This window comes from Microbacterium testaceum, from assembly GCF_001476285.1.
In the GTDB taxonomy this organism is placed as follows: domain Bacteria; phylum Actinomycetota; class Actinomycetes; order Actinomycetales; family Microbacteriaceae; genus Microbacterium; species Microbacterium testaceum_B.
In genome coordinates, this window is the sequence record NZ_LDRU01000035.1 from 19241 (window position 1) to 37758 (window position 18518).

The 18518-nt window shown below is 69.1% G+C and carries 13 protein-coding genes; 7 read left to right on the forward strand and 6 right to left on the reverse strand.

What is annotated here, in order from left to right:
• The first annotated feature begins 3367 nt into the window (after positions 1 to 3367).
• The 3 genes from NS283_RS07230 to NS283_RS07240 are packed head-to-tail and all read left to right on the forward strand — an operon-like array spanning position 3368 to position 5655.
• Positions 3368 to 4285, forward strand: a complete 918-nt coding sequence (locus NS283_RS07230) for a ParA family protein (RefSeq protein WP_058596203.1) — start codon at positions 3368 to 3370, stop codon at positions 4283 to 4285.
• On the forward strand, positions 4285 to 5265 hold the full coding sequence (locus NS283_RS07235; protein WP_058596204.1) for a ParB/RepB/Spo0J family partition protein: 981 nt from the start codon (positions 4285 to 4287) through the stop codon (positions 5263 to 5265). The genes NS283_RS07230 and NS283_RS07235 overlap by 1 nt, the downstream gene beginning before the upstream one ends.
• Before the next feature lie 42 nt (positions 5266 to 5307).
• Complete coding sequence (locus tag NS283_RS07240) at positions 5308 to 5655, forward strand: hypothetical protein (protein ID WP_058596205.1); 348 nt, start codon at positions 5308 to 5310, stop codon at positions 5653 to 5655.
• 428 nt (positions 5656 to 6083) lie between these two features.
• Here NS283_RS07240 and trxA read toward each other — a convergent pair whose 3' ends face one another.
• The 4 genes from trxA to NS283_RS07260 form a co-directional block, all read right to left on the reverse strand.
• Positions 6084 to 6407, reverse strand: coding sequence for a thioredoxin (trxA, locus tag NS283_RS07245; RefSeq protein ID WP_058596206.1), 324 nt, complete (start codon positions 6405 to 6407; stop codon positions 6084 to 6086).
• A 61-nt stretch (positions 6408 to 6468) separates the two neighbouring features.
• On the reverse strand, positions 6469 to 7455 hold the full coding sequence (gene trxB / locus NS283_RS07250; RefSeq protein ID WP_081317303.1) for a thioredoxin-disulfide reductase: 987 nt from the start codon (positions 7453 to 7455) through the stop codon (positions 6469 to 6471).
• Positions 7456 to 7528: 73 nt separating this feature from the next.
• Positions 7529 to 9148 carry a murein biosynthesis integral membrane protein MurJ gene (murJ, locus tag NS283_RS07255; protein WP_058596208.1) on the reverse strand — a complete coding sequence of 540 codons (1620 nt, stop codon included), beginning with the start codon at positions 9146 to 9148 and terminating at the stop codon, positions 7529 to 7531.
• A complete protein-coding gene (locus NS283_RS07260) occupies positions 9145 to 11418 on the reverse strand; it encodes a DUF6049 family protein (protein WP_153003298.1) in 2274 nt (757 codons plus the stop codon). The genes murJ and NS283_RS07260 overlap by 4 nt, the downstream gene beginning before the upstream one ends.
• Before the next feature lie 68 nt (positions 11419 to 11486).
• On the opposite strand from NS283_RS07260, the gene NS283_RS07265 reads away from it, so the two are divergent.
• Positions 11487 to 13001 (forward strand): DUF7059 domain-containing protein, encoded by a 1515-nt coding sequence (locus tag NS283_RS07265; protein WP_058596210.1) that lies wholly within the window; start codon positions 11487 to 11489, stop codon positions 12999 to 13001.
• Positions 13002 to 13126: 125 nt separating this feature from the next.
• On the forward strand, positions 13127 to 14554 hold the full coding sequence (locus tag NS283_RS07270) for a CCA tRNA nucleotidyltransferase (RefSeq protein WP_058596211.1): 1428 nt from the start codon (positions 13127 to 13129) through the stop codon (positions 14552 to 14554).
• Positions 14555 to 14842: 288 nt separating this feature from the next.
• On the opposite strand, the gene NS283_RS07275 is transcribed toward NS283_RS07270, so the two are convergent.
• Together NS283_RS07275 and NS283_RS07280 are read right to left on the reverse strand one after the other, a co-directional pair.
• Entirely contained in the window at positions 14843 to 15931 is a 1089-nt protein-coding gene (locus NS283_RS07275; RefSeq protein ID WP_058596212.1) for a hypothetical protein, read from the reverse strand.
• The gene (locus NS283_RS07280; protein ID WP_058596213.1) at positions 15928 to 16284 is read right to left on the reverse strand and encodes a PadR family transcriptional regulator; all 357 of its coding nucleotides are present in this window, start codon (positions 16282 to 16284) and stop codon (positions 15928 to 15930) included. Before NS283_RS07280 ends, NS283_RS07275 begins: the two co-directional genes overlap by 4 nt.
• Before the next feature lie 264 nt (positions 16285 to 16548).
• Here NS283_RS07280 and NS283_RS07285 point away from each other — a divergent pair, with 264 nt between their 5' ends.
• Together NS283_RS07285 and NS283_RS07290 are read left to right on the forward strand one after the other, a co-directional pair.
• On the forward strand, positions 16549 to 17838 hold the full coding sequence (locus NS283_RS07285; RefSeq protein ID WP_058596214.1) for a GAF domain-containing protein: 1290 nt from the start codon (positions 16549 to 16551) through the stop codon (positions 17836 to 17838).
• 149 nt (positions 17839 to 17987) lie between these two features.
• Positions 17988 to 18512, forward strand: coding sequence for a hypothetical protein (locus NS283_RS07290; RefSeq protein ID WP_058596215.1), 525 nt, complete (start codon positions 17988 to 17990; stop codon positions 18510 to 18512).
• The last annotated feature ends 6 nt before the right edge of the window (positions 18513 to 18518 follow it).

Sequence of the window (18518 nt, forward strand, 5' to 3'; positions counted from 1 at the left end):
CTCTGCGCCCGTACGGCCGGGCTTGATGTTTCACGTGAAACGTACCGCGCTGCCCGCGGTGAATCTCGCGGGGTCTCATCGCCATAGTCGTGAGTGTGAGTGTGAGTGTGAGTGTGAGTGCGAGTGCGAGTGCGAGTGCGAGCTTGAGGCGCCTGGCGTTCGAAAGTACGTGATACCCCACCCCCCATGCGTAGCTCGTCGAGCACCTCTGGCCCGTGTGTTTCACGTAAAACATGCACGGCGACGTGCCCACTTTTCGGCTGCCTGGGAGCGCGGGTTGGCGCTGCGTACCTACGGTCAGAACGCGCGGCATCCGGCGTGCGCAACGACCTCCCGCCGCACCAGCACGTAGGTACCGCGGCAGCTGACGCCGTATGAAACGGGAAACGATCGTCACGCTGGCACCTGGCGATATCGCGCAAGTTCTGATGCCGACGCGGACCTGCTTGTCGACTGGGCCGGCCGCCGCATGTGTTCGCGCGAGGAGCCGACATGGCCAGGTCGGGGCGACGATGCGTTCCGCTGCTCGCGCACGTCGACCATGGCGTGGATATGTCGGGAGCGGATGACGTGGTCGACCGTTCCGTCACCCAGATGAACCCCGACGCTCACGCGTGCCACATGCTGATGGAATCGAGCGAGGGAGCGCGGAATGCTCGTCGAAGCAATATGGGGTGACGAGGGATCAGAGGGTTCGGACCCACCGTCGAGCCTAGGAGCAGCTCGCCACGGTCCTGGAATCAGCGAGGCGCGACAGAAGCTCGCCGGTCCACACGTCGCCGGGCGGCCAGAGCGAGGAACGTGTCCGAGAGCTCGAAGCGTGATGGTGTGATGGAGCGACTGGCGATCGGCTCCAATGGGAAGCTCCTCCCCCAGGCCCGCCTCGTCCGGTGGCAGCTAGGAAAGGTTCCAGGGAGTCGACCGAGTGGGGCAGGTAGAAACGCTTTCTCGGAATTGATCGGGTGGTGGACGCCGTCGTGCGGAAGGTAGAGCACGCCCGCTGTGCCCTCCCGTTATCGTGACTCGGGGCCCGAATGATGTCCCCCGGAGGCGGGATCTGGCTCATATCGAGGGTCAATGCCATCGGGCCAACAGGCGGAGCGTGGCGTTCGCCACGGTGAATGGTCTGGAAGAGAGTCGTCGTGCTGCCATGAGACGAAGTACTTGGCGACCGAGACGACACATGTTTCACGTGAAACTCGCCCGCGGACGGGGCTATGCGGCCTCGCACGGGGCAATGCAGGTGGTGGCCGTGGGTGGCGAGACACGCGCGGGGGCTGCAATGCGCGCTCGTCGAAGTCACAAACGGAGTCCTTCCCCGACCACAGGCCTGGTTCTCCAAGCGGATGCCTTCGTAACGGAGGTGTGCCAGAAGCAAGTCAGCCGGGCTGCCGCGTCGATCGACGCGTCGAGGACTCGTCGGTCTAGTGGACCAGCGGTACGTACGCACACCGCCACGGCGTGACGGCTGTTTCACGTGAAACCTCGTTTTCGCTGTCCAACACGTGGACGGTAGGCAGGGCCGCACGAGCGGGCTTTACGACTGCGCCAGTCAGGACAAATCGGTGCGTGTTGGCGAGGACAGCAGCGCCTCCCCGAAATGAATCGGATCTGGGAGAACCGATCCACTCACCGAGGTTCCACGAGCTGTAGAGGGTCACGGGGCCCACCTGCGAGGTGGGACTTCTCCTGTCGTGGCGCCAGCTCTCAACTGACAGCAGAGTCAGTGTGCTCGTGCTGCATCGGATCTCTCACACGCTCGCCGCGCGCCCGTGGCCGCACAAGTTGTCGCCAACGAATGGGGCACCATCCCGTGGACCGCGAAGTCGAAGCGAGCGGACACGCGGGTACTGATGCTCTCACGATCGAGCGACTGCAATCCACTCATGGCGTCATGTCGACGAGTTCTCGGCTCGTGTAATCACGTTCGTACAGCCCGGGGCCTCTCATTCCGATCTGGGCGCGGCGTGAACTTGACCGTCGCCGTGTGGTCTGGTTGGGACGAAGGTTGCCAGCGGGTACTCGCCAGTCGACTCGTTGGAAGTCGAACCATTTGACGGGTGGTCTGTTGGCTGGTGGCACTGTCCCTGCGAATGTCGTCGGACCCTGTCGCAGGGCCTGCGTTGATCTGGGCGTGAAGACGACCGCGACCTGCAAGCCGTGCGCGGAAGAGCTCTATCGTGGGACCTGAGGTGCTGACGGGTGGTGTTTCACGTGAAACGTCCCCAATGAGCTCGGCGGGGCATCGAGCCAATCGGGGCTGAGAATCGACACACCAGCTCCCCTCGAACCAATCGCCCGGGTGTTGGCGTCAAGAGTCGACACGACCGGGTTGGGTTCCCCGGAGGATGCCGGTGCTCGTCCACCGTGACAGGGTCATCACGCAATGCCTGGGACCCAGTGGAGTCCAGATTGTGTGAGATGTCAGGGGGAAACGGATCGACGGGCAAGTGATGCTCATCCGTGATTGCTGGGATGGGAGTCCTCGCTCAGCAACAGCCCTGGGAACGGAGCTACCCGATGTTTCACGTGAAACACCCGCGCCGCTCCCTCTCGCTCGTGGTGCTCGCTATGTTGCGTGTAGAACACGACCAGCGCCATGAGCTGCCGTGGCTACGCCGCAAGGGGCAAGATATCGGGCCGAGGGCTAAGCCGGCGGCACGCGTCAATCGATGACGTGCTGAACGACTACGGTTCGGTGGTGTCCATCGAAAATGGCTCGCGGTGCCATTGCGGCGCGCGAGGGGCCGCTGGAGGAGGGCGGTTGACCGCATCTTGCCGGCAGGACCGACTTCGGCAGTCCTTGTCGAGAAGACCGGCCGTCCGTGCCGGGCGGTCCGTCCGTTCGCGCTAGTCCCCGCGGCTCGCAACCCGCGACGCGCCCACGACGAGACCCGATGTGCGGGCCGCCTCGGGTGTGCGCTGTCGAACCTCGCCGTGGGAGCCCGCTGTATCGGCCGTCCTCGGGGAAGGCAGTGTTGGCGCATCGCGGCGGATGCTCGCGCGAAGAAAATCAAAGGGATTCGCGAACCACGAACCATGGTCGTCTCCGCAAAGCGGGCGCTGTCAGCATGTCGTGGCCCATCGCATGAGTCGGGCCTACGCGCGGCACCTGCGGCACGTGGCACTTATCACCCGACGCTCGCTGCGACGTGCCGAGCCTCACCCCCTTCTCGTGGGCGCCCCGACCGCCCTTGGCGAGGTCGAGGAGACGCCCACCCCGGGGACGGCTGGCATCCCGAATGCCCCGGGGAGATGACCTTCACCCTCCCCGGAAAGCCTGTGGGTAACCGGGCCGCGTCGATCATCGCGACAGCCGCGCGGGTAGACTGGGCGAGTTCGGCGACGGCAAGGGAGAGCGTTTCACGTGAAACAGTCCGACGAAACGCCATCGTCATCCTCGTTCTTCGACTCCCCCATCGCACGCGAGATCGCTGATCTCTCAGCGCGTCGACGGGCGCTCGAGAGCGCGAAAGTCGAGCTCTCCGGTCGCACCCGCGTCTTCACGGTGTCGAACCAGAAGGGCGGCGTCGGTAAGACGACGACCACGGTCAACATCGCCGCCGCTCTCGTGTCGGTCGGAGCTCGCGTGCTCGTGATCGACCTCGACCCGCAGGGGAATGCCTCCACGGCTCTGGGGGTTGCGCACAACGCGGAGACCACCAGCATCTACGACGTCCTCATCAACGAGGTGCCTCTCGCCGAGATCGTCCAGACGAGCCCCGAATCGCCGAACCTCCTGTGCGCGCCGAGCACGATCCACCTCGCCGGCGCGGAGATCGAGCTGGTGTCACAGGTCGCTCGCGAGCACCGTCTTCGGGGAGCGCTGCGCGACTACCTCGCCATCGACGGCAATCATCTCGACTTCGTCATCATCGACTGTCCTCCGTCGCTGGGTCTGCTCACGATCAATGCCTTCACGGCGGCCGACGAGGTCATGATCCCGATCCAGTGCGAGTACTACGCGTTGGAAGGATTGAGCCAGCTTCTGGGAAGCGTTCAGATGATCCAGAAGCACCTCAACCCAACCCTGCATGTCTCCACGATTCTTCTCACCATGTACGACGGCCGTACCCGTCTGGCCCAGCAGGTGGCCGACGAGGTGCGTTCCCACTTCGCGAACGAAGTGCTCGATACCGTGATCCCGCGTTCTGTGCGCGTCTCGGAGGCGCCGAGCTTCGGGCAGACCGTGATCGCGTACGATGGCCAGTCAGCGGGCGCCATCGCCTACCGCGAAGCGGCGGTCGAGATCGTCAACCGCGACACCACGACGAAGGGCTCCTGATGGCGAAGAGGACCGGACTCGGGCGCGGTATCGGCGCCCTCATCCCGACGGCGGAAGCATCGGAGGCGCGTCCCGTCGACGTGTTCTTCCCTGGTGCTTCCTCGAAGGATTCGTCGGTCAAGACAGAATCCCCCGCGGGAACGGACGCGACGTCGCCGGCGGGCGACCTCGTTTCGGTGCCGGGCGCTCGACTCGTACACATCGACCCCAAGGCGATCGTCCCCAACCCTCGCCAGCCACGTACGCACTTCGACCCCGAAGACCTCGCGGAGCTCGTGCACTCCGTGCGGGAGTTCGGTGTGCTCCAGCCCGTGGTCGTCCGCGACAAGGGCGATGGCACCTATGAACTGATCATGGGCGAGCGCCGGACGCGCGCTTCGCGGGAGGCGGGCCTCGACTCCATTCCCGCCGTCGTTCGTGAGACCGAGGACGAGTATCTTCTGCGTGACGCGCTCCTCGAGAACCTCCACCGCTCCCAGCTCAACCCCCTCGAAGAGGCGTCCGCCTACCAGCAACTCCTCGAGGACTTCGGCATCACCCAGGAGGAGTTGGCCACTCGCATCGGTCGCTCTCGCCCACAGATCAGCAACACCATTCGCTTGCTGAAGCTCCCCGTGCCCGTTCAGCAGCGCGTGGCGGCGGGTGTGCTCAGCGCGGGGCACGCTCGTGCGATCCTGTCGCTCGACGACCCGCAGGAGATGCAGAAGCTCGCCGACAAGATCGTCAACGAGGATCTCTCCGTGCGCGCGGCGGAAGCAGCGGCCAAGATGCCGGGGGTCTCCCCCGCACGTCAGAAGCCCAAGGCAGGATCGCGACGATCCGGTCTCGACGACGTCGCCGAGCGGCTCGGCGACCGACTCGACACCAAGGTCCGCGTGTCACTGACGGCCAAGAAAGGCCAGATCAGCATCGATTTCGCGACGATTCAGGACCTGAATCGAATCCTCTCCGCCCTGGGCGAAGAGAGCTACACCGGCTGACCGGGAGGCCCAGGTGTCGCCGGTCGCGCGTACCCTGGAAAGGTGACCGCGAACGAGCAAGACCCGCCCCGGCGGGCGAGTCTGGAACTGCTGCGGGCAGAGGCATCCGACGAACTGGCGGTGCTGATCCATGAGCGGCTGCGCGGTGGCGAGGATCCGTGGGACTTCATGGAGGACCTCCCGAGTGTCGATGAGCTCGTCGTCCTGACGCTGCGGGCCGACAACATCGCCGAGAACGGCGGGCAGCGACCCAACCGCGCGCGCAACTACCGCGTGCTGCGGCAGATCGCTCTCGACTATCCCCCGCTCACGCGCGCTGTGTGGCGCATCCTGGGCGAAGAAGAGCCCCACCGGCGCTGGGATGCCAGCGTACGTCTCGACGCGTCCTGACGGCCCTCAGGCGCCTGACGCCGTCCCACCAACCGATACGACGCCCTCAGCCCGTGCGGCGCGCTCCCTGCGCGGCGTAAGACCCCGCACGCCGCGGTCACCGCACACCCCGTATGCCGCACAACCCGGCACGACGTTCAGCCCGAGCGGCGCACACCTGGCACGACGCGGTCCGCGTGCGGTGCACACCCCGACAGGAGACGGTCCGCGCGACGCAAACGCCGCAGCGCGCCCTCCGCGGCATCCTCTCCCCCACCGTCTCGACGATGCAACCTCCATGGGCCTCACGCCTGCGCCAGCACCCCGGGCGTGATCGAGCGCGGGCCCTGCTCGGCATCCATCGTCCCCGGCGATCCCCGCGTCGATATGCCCCCGGAAACGACGAATCCCCGACGCCGAAGCGCCGGGGATTCGATTCGCGAGGGGACTCAGCCGATGAACGGCGCGAGGTCCTGCTCGAGCGCGTACTTGGGCTTCGCGCCGATGATGGTCGTCTTGACCTCGCCGCCCTGGAACACCTTCATCGCCGGGATCGAGGTGATCTGGTACTTCATCGCGAGGTCGGGGTTCTCATCGACGTTGAGCTTGAGGATCGTGATCTTGCCCGAGTTCTCGGACTGGATCTCGTCGAGCACGGGGGCGACCATGCGACACGGTCCACACCACTCGGCCCAGAAGTCCACGAGAACGGGTCCGTCGGCCTGCAGGACGTCCTGCTCGAAGGTCGCGGAGGTCGTCGCCTTGGCGGTCATGTGCTTTTCTCCTTAGTGAGAGCGTCAGTTGATGAAACGCCCGGGGGCGTCGAATTGTTCCTCAGACCACCGCAGCGTCGGGCAGGCCCTCGATGAGGCTGTCGGCGACGGCGGGTTCGCCGGCCTCGCCACGCGCCGCGAGGAAGTGCTCCACGTCGAGGGCGGCCACCGTGCCACTGCCGGCCGCGGTGATGGCCTGACGGTACGTGGGGTCGATCACGTCGCCGGCGGCGAAGACACCCTCGACCGACGTGCGCGACGAGCGTCCGTCGACCCAGATCGTGCCCTGGTCGGTGAGCTGCAGCTTGTCGTGCACGAGGTGCGTGCGCGGGTCGTTGCCGATCGCGACGAACAGGCCGTCGAGGGGCAGCTCGCGCGTGGTGTCGTCGACGGTCGAGCGCAGGCGGACGCCGGAGACGGCCTCGTCGCCGAGGATCTCGTCGACCGCGCTGTTCCAGATGAACTCGATCTTGGGGTTCGCGAAAGCGCGCTCCTGCATGATCTTCGAGGCGCGCAGGGTGTCCTTGCGGTGGATGATGTACACCTTCGATGCGAACTTGGTGAGGAAGTTGGCCTCCTCCATCGCGGAGTCACCGCCGCCGACGACCGCGATCGTGCGGTCGCGGAAGAAGAACCCGTCGCATGTGGCACACCACGAGACACCGTGGCCCGAGAGGCGGTCCTCGCCCTCGAGACCGAGCTTGCGATACGCCGAGCCGGTGGCGTAGATGACCGAAACGGCCTCTTCGACCTTGCCGCTGCCCAGCGTCACCTTCTTGACCGGTCCGTCGAGCTCCAGCGACACGACGTCGTCGTAGAGGACCTCGGCACCGAAACGCTCGGCCTGAGCCTGCATCTTGGCCATGAGGTCGGGGCCCTGGATGCCTTCGGGGAACCCGGGGAAGTTCTCGACCTCGGTCGTGTTCATGAGGTCGCCCCCGGCTTCGACGGAGCTCGCGACGACGAGGGGCTCGAGGTTGGCCCGGGCGGCGTAGATGGCGGCCGTGTAGCCGGCAGGACCCGACCCGATGATGATGACGTGACGCACGATTGCGCCTTCCTCTCGTTGATTCCGTCGGATGAAACCCATGGTAGCCGCGGGGTATTCCGCGACCGGGGGGCTAGCGCTTGGGGAGGAACCGCCGACCGAGCGCGAGCGCCGGAGCCAGTTCGGGGGTTCGGAACAGGGCCAGGATGCTGATGTACACCGCGAGCACGACAACACCGACGAGCGCGGACCCGAGCACTCCCGTGAGGCGATCGGCGGAGATCCACCCCTCGGGACCGCCGCAGAGCATCACCACGCCCCATCCGGCCGCACCCGCGGGGATGCCGACCAGGAGGAAGCGTCCGAGCGGTACCAGCCACTCGCGAACGCCGATACCCCCCAGGCGGCGATTCAGGATGGCCGTCGCGATGATGACCTGAACGAGACTCGATAGCGACTGACCCAGGGCGACCGCGGCGGCGAGCTCGGTGATCGGGAGCAGTCCGGCATCCAGCGCCCATCCCGCACCGAGAGCGGTCAACGCGACGAGGACGCCCTGGACGAGGGTGAAGAAGAACGGGGTGCGCGTGTCGTTGTACGCGTAGAACGTGCGCTGGATGACGAAGAGCACCGCCAACGGCAGCAGGCAGACCAGGAAGCACAGCAGAACCGGAGCGGCGGCCACGGCTTCGCGGGAGTCGTTCGTGAAGATGCGGGAGGCAGGGACGGCAGCGGCGACCAGCGCCGCGGTGGCGGCCACGATGAAGAGGCCGAGGACGCGAATGCTCCGGACGATGTCGTCCCGGACGCGATCGTCTCGTCCGGCGGCCGCATGCTCGCTCAACTGCGTGAAATAGGGCGTCCCGATCGACAGCACGATGAGGGAGTAGGGGAGCATGAACACGAGCCAGGCGTTCTGCGACGCGAGGACGGCAGGACCGTTTCCGGATGCCTCGAAGAGGACACGGCTCTGCACGATGCCGGCGAGCTGACCCACGATCACCATGAGGAACGTCCAGCCGGCGAGGCGCCCGATGTGGCGGAGGCCCACTCCGCGCCACTGGAAGTCGGGGCGCAGCTGCAAGCCGGCGCGACGCCAGAACACGAGCAGGACGACGGTCTGCAGCACGATCCCCCCGGTGGCGACGCCTCCCAGGAGGGCGATCATCGCGGGTGTCCACTGATCGACCGCCGTGTTCGGACCGCCGAAGATCAACAGGAACGCGCCGAACCCGATGAGGGAGACGACGTTGTTGACGATCGGCGCCCAGGTGTACGGACCGAAGACCTTCCGAGCGTTGAGCACCTCGCCGAGGAGCGAGTACAGGCCGTAGAAGAAGATCTGCGGCAGGCACCAGTAGGCGAAGGCGGTGGCCAGGGCGAGCTGGTCGGGCGCCGTCGTCGCCGGTGTGTACAGTGCCACGATCCACGGGGCGGCCATCATCGCGAGCGCCGTGGCGATGAGGAGGATGACGGTGCCGAGGGTGAACAGCTTGGAGATGAACGCGCGGCCGCCGTCCGAATGGGACGCCGCCTTGACGATCTGCGGGACGATCACCGCCGTGAGCACGCCGGTCGAGATGATCGCGTAGATCGCGTTCGGGAGCGAGTTGGCGAGACCGAACGCATCGCCGGCGTAGCTCTGGACCGAGCCGACGATCGCGACCAGGACGACCTGGCGGAGCAGGCCACTGACCCGCGAGACGACAGTGCCCGCCCCGATGAGGACGCTCGCGCGACCGATGCTGCTCACGGGTGGGACTCCTCGGTGGCGTTGACGTCGCGGGCGTTGACGTCGGTGGCGTCGACGTCGGGGGCGTTGGTGGGGTCATCGAGGGCATCGCCTTCGGCGGGGGCGCGTCCGTCGGCCGGCTCGTCATCGGGTGTCGGCTCCGGCTCCTGGCCGGCGGCGACGCGCCGTCGGCGCGCGAGAGTTCGGATCACGCCCACGCTGAGGAAGACGACGACGAGCACGATCACGACGATGAGGCCGATGCTCTCCCACTCGGCGCGCACTTCGACGTCGACGACCTGCGGGGCACCGACGGGCTCTCCGGTGGGGCTGTAGAGCTGAAGAGCGACGCTGACCTCGCCGTTGGCCAGTCGCGCCTCGACGGGCACCTCGACGCGCGTGTTCGCCGACGCTTGGGCCTCGACCGGGGTGCGATCCTGGACCCGCAGTCGCGCATCGTCGGGACGGACCGCGAGCACCACCGAGATCGGCCACGGGAGGTCGTTGCGCACCCACGGCCGCAGCGGCGCGCTCGAGCTCACCAGGCGGAAATCGGACGACAGGATGCCGACCGCGTTCAGGGTGGTCTGCGTCGCGGCGCGGTGATCGGAGACGGCCGTGCGGGCGGCATCCCCGGTCCATCCCACGCTCAGCACCTGCAGGACCTCGGCGCGCTCTCGACCGGTGAGCAGGTCGGGCTGCTCGAGGATCGTCGCGAACCGATCGATGACCTGCTCGTCGGCGACGAGGTTCGTCACGTCGTCGACCCGGGTGCCGTCGATCGCGGCATCGACGAGCGAGATCGCGGATGCCGGCTGCCCGGCGATCGCGTCGAGGGTCGTTCCGGTGAAGCCCGGCGCCGTCGTGACCGCCGTCATGGTGGCGCGGAGGCTCCCGCGCGAGCGGTCCGTGCCGCGGTCGAGGACGGCGAGGACGGGACGGTCGCCGTTCGCGGCGCGCGCGAACGAGAGATAACCCAGTGCCGCGGCGAGGTCGCCTCCCCGTCGTGTCGTGTCGTTCTCGCCGGCCGCACGGGTCAGCGCCGCTGAGACCTCGGCGTCATACACGGGGGTGGACACTCCTCCGACGCTGGCGTTCGCCGGGACGGCCTCGCCCGCACCGGCGACGGTGCTCGAGGGAACCAGGACCCGCGCGGGGGCGTCCACGGTCCCCTGACCGCCGAGAGCGGCCACCGTGTCGGCACCCGCGGAGCCGGAGGCCGGCCAGTAGACCGACGGTGTCGCGGAGCCGATGTCGAGCAGGGTCGTCAGGTCGGGGAGCGTCGGCTGCCCCGGGGTCGCGGAGGGATCCGGCGACGGGCTCGCGACCGCGGGGGGCTGCGTGAAATCGCTCGTCGTCATGTACGACTGGAGCGAGGTCGGGGCGAGGGGGGCCGTGAGCCCGGCGCGCAGCTGCGATGCCAGATCGGCATCGCCGAACTGCAGAGCGAAGCGTTCGTTGGGCAGCGACAGCAGTCTCTGGAGCCACGCCACGGCGGTGGGAGGTGCCGACGAGCCGAGTGCGCGGATGGATGCCACGATCGCCGGGTCGATTGCGAGGGTCGCCCGCGTGCCGTCGACGGCGTCGAGCTGGGCCGAGAGGGGACCGTCGACCGCCGTGAGGTCGACGAGCTCGTTGGCGGTGAGGAGGCCACGCGTCATCGGCGACGCGGTGATGGGAACGACGAGTCCCAGGGGCGTCGGCGTCCCCCCGTCGGCGGTCACCACGACGACGCTGAGCGCCGTGAGGCCGTCATCCGTGCGGGCGAGAAGCGGGTACACCCCTGCGGGCCGGCCGGCCACCGCGGCATCGGTGGCGGGCACGCTGAACGTCGTCGACGCCTGCGAGCCGGAGGGTGTGGCATCCAGAATCCCGGTGGCGATCTGCTGCAGCGTCACGCCGGTCGCGTCGCCGTCGAGCCAGCGCGTCAGGGCGGTGTCGTCGGCGAGGGCCTGCGTGCCGATCGAAAGCGCCACGGCGGAGGCGGAGAGAGCGCTTCCGCCGCTGGGGTTCGCTCGGGTCGCGGTCGCGGTGAGCGCGTCCCCGCTGCGCAGGATGCCGTTGGCCGCCGGTGCGACCGCGAGCACCGGTGCGGCGTTCGCCGTGGCCGAGGGCGTCGGCGTGGCCGTCGGAGCAGCCACGGCCGCCGCGGGAGCGGCCAGACCCAGCGCCAGGGCGGTTGCCGCGAGGGTCGCCAGCAGCCGGCGCGTGAGAGGGCGCCGCAGCACGGGTGAGCCAGAGGGCTGGGAGATCACGGTCATACGAGCGTCGGTGGGCGAGGGGTCTCGCACCGCGACGAGTCTAGGGCCGCCCACCTCGGAGCCCCCCGATAGCCTCGCGGAGACGGTTGAATGGAGCGGTGCTTCCCGAACCCGATCCGACGCTGTGCCGCCTCCTCGCCGACGACCTGCGGGCGGCGGGCTACCGCAGCGCCGAGCTGAGGAGCGCGTGGGGCCCACAGGCCGACGACGCCGTCGCACGCGGACTGCTCGGCCCCGCGATGCGCGCGCTGGGCGACCGGCGCGATCCGCTCGCGGTGCTGGGCCGGTTGTGGGGGCTCGGTCGTGCGGTGACGCGCGACGACCTGGCGACCGCTCTGCCGTCGGTCGGCGTTGCGGGAGTCGTCGCTCTCGGGCTCGTCGCAGAGGACGGCGACGCTGTGGCTCCCACGGTTCTCGTCCGCCCGCAGGCCATCGCCGACGCGGACGGCGAGGAGGAGTGGTGGATCGCCAGTGACCTCGACGAGGCGGCCCTGGGCGGTCCCCTCCCCGAGGACCACGTGCTGGGCGTCGGTGGGGCGTCGCAGACGCTCGCGCGGCTGCAGGTCACCTGGCGCGCCGCCTCGGCTCTCGACATCGGCACGGGGTGCGGCATCCAGGCTCTTCGCCTGCGGCGCCTGGTGCCGCGAGTGGTCGCCACCGACATCTCCGAACGGGCCTTGCGGTTCACCCGCCTGAACGCCCTCCTGAACGACGTCGACGGGATCGAGACGCGGCACGGTTCGCTCTTCGAACCCGTCGAGGGAGAGGTGTTCGAGCGGGTGGCATCCAATCCTCCGTTCGTCATCACTCCGCGTGTGGCGGGGGTTCCGGCGTACGAGTACCGCGACGGAGGGCTCGAGGGTGACGCTCTCGTGGCCTCCGTGATCGCCGGCGTCGGAGCGCACCTCGCACCGGGCGGAGTGGCGCAGTCGCTCGGCAACTGGGAGTACCGCGACGGCGAGAGCGGGCTGGACCGGGTGAAGGGGTGGGTCGATCCCGAGCTGGATGCCTGGGTGATCGAGCGCGAGGTGCTGGATCCGCTCGCGTACGCCGAGCTGTGGGTGCGCGACGGCGGAACGGTGCCGGGGACACCCGCGTACGCCGGTCTGATCGACGCCTGGCTCGAGGACTTCGACCGGCGCGGGGTCACGGGGATCGGCTTCGGGTACGTGCTCCTGCGCCGACCGCTCGCCGGGGCTCCGACGTTGGCGCGCTACGAGCGGGTCGCCGGCGGCGGCGACGCGGCGTTCGGTCCGCACCTGGCCGCGTGCCTCGAGGAGCACGACCGCGCCGCCCTGCTCGACGACGACGGGCTGGCCGCCGCGACCCTTCGTGTGGCGTCCGACGTCACGGACGCCCGGCACCACCGCCCCGGAGAGGAGTCTCCGTCGGTGATCGAGCTGCGCCAGGGCGGAGGCTTTGGTCGCACGATCGAGGTCGACCCGGCGCTCGCCGCCCTCGTCGGTGCGTGCGACGGAGACCTCGCCGTGGGACCGCTGGTCGGTGCGATCGCCGAGCTTCTCGAGGTGGATGCCGATGACCTCCGCGCCGACCTCCTCCCCCGCGTGCGTGAGCTCATCGTCGCCGGGTTCCTGCGCTTTCTCGACGCATAGGCGCCGCGGCGGTCGAGTGTCCGGAACACGCCGCAACGCGTGAGCCCGATACGGCGTTTCTCGGACACTCGGCGTCGTGGGGTGCCGCAGGTGCGCTGTCGGCGGCCCCGGATAGGCTCGAAAGCATGCTGAACATGGCCGAGGGTCTCGCGCGCCTCGAAGAGCTCGCCGCGCATCCCGTGGTCGCCACCCTGGCCCGCGTCTTCGCCGACGCGGGGCGCGATCTCGCGATCGTGGGCGGCCCGGTGCGCGACGCGCTGCTCGGGCGCCTGACGCACGACTTCGACTTCACCACCGACGCCCGCCCCGATGAGATCCTCGCGCTCGTGAAGCCCGTGTCGTCGGTGCAGTGGGACGTGGGACGGGCCTTCGGCACGATCGGCGCCCGCGTGAAGGGCGAGCAGGTCGAGATCACGACCTATCGCGCCGACAGCTACGACGGCGTCACCCGCAAGCCCACCGTCGAGTTCGGCGACACGCTCGAGGCCGACCTCAGCCGTCGTGACTTCACCGTCAACGCGATGGCGCTGCGCGTCCCCGCGCGGACGCTCGTCGACCCGACCGGCGGCGTCGAAGACCTCATCGCCGGACGCTTGCGCACCCCGATCGACCCGGCCGTGAGCTTCGGCGACGACCCGCTGCGCATGTTGCGCGGGGCGCGCTTCTCGTCGCAGCTCGAGTTCGCGATCGACCCCGACACCCTCGACGCGATGAGCGCTCTGCGCGAGACGCTCCAGATCGTCAGTCCCGAGCGGGTTCAGGCCGAGCTCGTGCGGCTTCTGCAGACCGATGATCCGGTGCGTGGCATCCGGGTCTTGGTTGAGACCCGGTTGATCGACGAGTTCCTCCCCGAGGTCCCCGCGCTGCGGCTCGAGGTCGATGAGCACCACCACCACAAAGACGTCTACGAGCACTCGCTCACGGTGCTGCGGCAGGCCATCGCGCTCGAGAAGGAGCGGAATCCGGATGCCGCGCCCGACGTGCCCCTCCGCCTCGCGGCCCTGCTGCACGACATCGGCAAGCCGGCGACCCGGCGACTGGAGCCCGGCGGTGGCGTCACCTTCCACCATCACGACATCAAGGGCGCGCGGATGGCACGCAAGCGCCTTCAGGCGCTGCGGTTCGACGCGGCGACCACGACGACCGTCTCGCGCCTGATCGAGTTGCACCTGCGCTTCTTCGGCTACGCGGAAGGGGCGTGGACGGATGCCGCGGTGCGGCGTTACGTCCGCGACGCGGGGGACGAGCTCGAGCGGCTGCACATCCTCACGCGGGCGGACGTGACCACGCGGAACAAGCGCAAGGCCCAGCGCCTGGCATCCGCCTACGACGACATCGAATCGCGGATCGCGACGCTGCGCGAGCAGGAGGAGATCGACGCGATCCGGCCCGAGCTCGACGGCAACCGCATCCAGGAGGTGCTGGGGCTGACGCCGGGCCGCGAGGTCGGCGAGGCGTATCGCTTCCTGCTCGACCTGCGACTCGATGAGGGCGTGGTGGGCGAAGAAGAGGCCGAGCGGCGTCTTCGGGACTGGTGGGCCGCGCGGAGCTGACGCGAGTCGCGGCGGGGCGTCGTGTGCGGCCGGGCGTGGTGTGCCGTCGCGCGGAGTTCGTGGCCGACACGCCGGTCCGGAGCCGTCGGGAACGGCGTGTCGAGGTCGAACTCCGCACGACGGCGCGCGTTCAGCGGGCGGGGAGACGGCCGGGGCGTGATTCGACGCCCCCAATCCGCCGAATCACGCCCCGAGTTCGGTATGCCTACTCCTCCTCGTCGCGGGCGTCCTCCAGCGCGGCGATCACGAGGTGGGTGAGGTCGATGCTCACGATGCGCGGCTCGTCGCTCACGGGGTCACCGCCGCGTCGGTGGGGCTCGGCGACGGCTGAGGCGTGGGCCCGGCAGTCGTTCCGGCGGAAGACGCCGCGTCGGTAGGGACGGGCTGAACGCGCAGGAAGGGGAACGCCGGCGCGGTCGCTTTCTTGACGTCCTCGACCGAATCCCAGCTCATCACGCCCGCCGGGATCTCGTGCAGCGGATAGATGTTCCACGCGTCGGCGGCGCCGGGTGCCGTGTAGGGCACGGGCACGGGACCGCCACCGCCATAGAAGTAGTTGTCGAAGGGAGCGTTGCCGTTCGCGTTGCCGACGGTCGTGAGCGGAGTGCCGTCCTGATCGAACAGCTGCACGGTCGGGATCGCGTTGCCGTCGGCGTCGAACGCGAAGATGTTGCGGACGCGCTGACCGTCGAGCGACAGACCCGACGTGTAGGGCGCCGCGAGGACGTCGTGCGATCCATCCCACACCAGGGACTGCAGGTTGCCGCCGATCGCCGCGAGCGTGAACGGGGTCAAGACCACGACCACGATGGTCACCGCGGTGCGGAGACCGCGGACGATCGCGTTGGGTGCCCATCGTCCACGACCCCACTGCACGCTCACCAGCAGCAGCACCGCCAGGAGCACGATGCCCGGGAACTGCACCGCCCCGATCAGATACGCGAGCGCACCCGACATCGAGCCGTACCCCGACCAGAAAAGCGGCGCGATGAAGAGGTACAGCACCACCGCGCGCAGGATCCACCAGATCGGACGGAGGGATGCCAGCAGGTCGAGCAGCCAGGCACCGGCCGGGTTGCGGCGGATCTGTGCCTCGACAGACGTCCGGGCGTTCGAGAGTCGCTCGCGGAACGGCGTGCGTTTCGTCGCGGGAGCATCGCCGCGTTCCGGCAGCCCCGCGGCCGCACGAAGCTCGGCGGCGTAGGTCGCAGCATCCGGAATCGTGAAACCGTCACCGGCCTCGGCGGCCTGATCCGACAGGTCGGCCTCGAGGCCGTCGAGCAGGTCGTCGACTTCGTCGACGGGGAGGTCGTCGAGGTGCGCGCGCACCGCGGAGGCGAAGGCGCGGATGTCGTCGCGGACGGGCGTGGTGATCATCGGGCTTCTCCGATCGTGCGCAGTTTCGTGGTCGTGGTGTCGTCGAGGAGAGTGCTCATGGCGGAGGAGAAGTGAGCCCAGCTCGCGCGTTGCGCGGCGAGCAGCTCACGGCCCTGCGGGTTGATCGCGTAGTACTTGCGGTGCGGTCCCCCGTCGCTCGGCACGACGTAGCTCGACAGGGCGCCTGCCGAGTAGAGCCGGCGGAGCGTGCCGTACACCGAGGCATCCCCCACCTCGCCGAGCCCCGCTTCGCGCAGGCGTCGCACGATGTCGTACCCGTACCCGTCGTCGTGCTGCACGACCGCCAGCACGGCGGCATCCAGCACCCCCTTCAACAGCTGCGTCGTATCCACACGCGGCCCCCTTCGCTTGTCTGCCTCGGACAGTACCACGCAGTGCGCGGTAGTGCGGGGTGCGGAACGTGTTTTCCCCTTTCTGTACCTCGGCCCTCCGGTACGAGGCGGGCCGTCGCGCGGAGTCCGGGGCCGACACGCCGCGTGGACCAGCCGCAGAACGGCGTGTCGCGCCGTGAGTCCGCGTGACGGTACCGCCCCTCCCGCCCGGGCGACGACCGACTTACACTGGGAGCCTCCTCCGTCACCGCCGATGGGAGTGCCGTGCCTTCTCCGTGGTCGCGACCGCCGATCTCCCCCGAGACATCGGGGCTGCTGATCGCGCGAGCGCACGAGGAACTTCTCGCGGGCAACGAGGAGGATCGGCGGCTGAACGACGTGCGCCCGCTCGTGCAGGAGTCGTGGCGGCGGTCGTTGGCATCCCTCGTGGGACCGGAGGGACTCCCCTCGCTCGACCTCGCAAGCGACGAGCTCGAGGCGTATCGCCGCGCGCATCCGCTCGCCGGGGTGATGGACATGGTCCGGGCTCTTCTGCTGCCCGGAACGGCCGAGGAGTCGGGCGTCGTCGTGGCCGTGGGCGACGCGGCCGGCCGGCTGCTGTGGGTCGAGGGTGACCGGCACATCCGGGCCTTGACCGGCGACATGGGCTTCGTCGCGGGCGCGAACTGGGCGGAGGATGCCGTCGGCACCTCGGCCCCGGGAACGGCTCTGACCCTCGACCGGTCGGTGCAGATCCGCGGTGCCGAGCATTTCAATAGGCTCGTGCAGCCGTGGTCATGCACCGCGGCACCCGTGCACGACCCGGAATCGCGACGCCTCCTCGGGGTGATCGACGTGACGGGAGGCCCCGAGGCGGTGACTCCGCAAGCGCAGTTGCTCGTGGATGCCACGGCCCGGGCGATCGAGAGCGAGATCCTCGTCGCGCGCCTCCGGGCGCAGCAGGCGCCCCCGCCGAGAAGATCGGCACCGTCCCGCGCGCTGCTGCGCATCCTCGGTCGCGACCGCGCGGTGCTCGAGGCCGGGGGAGAGACGCTCGAGCTGAGCGCCCGTCACGCGGAGATCCTGCTGCTGCTCGCCGTCCATCGCGAGGGTCTGTCCGCCGAGGCGTTGAGCGAGGCGGTCTACGGTCATGCCGTCGTCGAGACGCTCCGTCCCGAGATGGTGCGTCTGCGGCGCGCGCTCGCCCCCGTCGCACCGCGCCTGGTTCCGGCATCCCGTCCGTACCGGCTGCCCGACGGACTCGAGACCGACGCGCAGCATGTGCTGTCGCTCCTCGACCGCGGGGCGCACCGCGTGGCGCTCGCCGCCTATGCCGGCCCGGTGCTGCCCGAATCGGACGCGCCGGGCGTCGTCGACCTGCGCGAGTCCGTGCGCTCGGCGCTGCGCGAGGCTCTGCTCGCCGAGGCGAGCATCGACGTGCTGCTCGCGTACGCCGACACGGCGGATGCGCGCGACGACGAGGAGGTGCTGCGGCTGTGCCTGAGCATGTTGCCCGCGCGGTCTCCGAAGCGCGCGGGACTGGTCGCACGGGTGGAGCGGCTCGAGCGCGGGTGAGGCGTTCGCGCCTTCTTGCACGTATTCCTGAACCGGCATGTCCCACTTCGTGCGGATATCGCGCTGACATCTCGCGCGAAGTGGGACACGTGACATCGGGATGCGGCCCCGGGGTGCCCGATGTCGGAGGCCCTCGTTACGCTGAACATATGGACGAAAAGGCGCTCGACATCTTCTCGGCAGCTCGCGCTCGGCGCGACGTGGGGCGCATTCGTGAGGCGCTCGCCGAGGTCAAGGCGGGCGATGTCGCCCGGGTGATCGTCCGTTCCCCGCGCTATGGGCTGTACGCGATCGAGGGAACCGTACGCATCGGCGTGGGCGGGCAGCCGCTCGTCGGCGACATCATCCTGGGCACGAGCTCCGAGATCCAGCGGATCGACGTGGGGATCGAGCCCCCCGAGCCGGCGCTCACAGCCGATGTCGTCGACCCGTCGACCCTCCCCCACGGCACGCCCGTGCGGGTCACCTTCGCCACACCGACGAACCACACCTTCGCCCTGACCGGGCCCATCACCGCCGGCAACGATCGCTTCCTCCTCGTCGGCAGTTGGATCGTCGCCGACGACCGCACGATCGCGCCGCGCGTCATCAGCATCGAGCGCCTCGACGACATCGACCTGCACGAGGTGAACGTCCCGCCCCTGCGCTCGGTCCTGGCGGACGCCGACGCCTGACGGTAC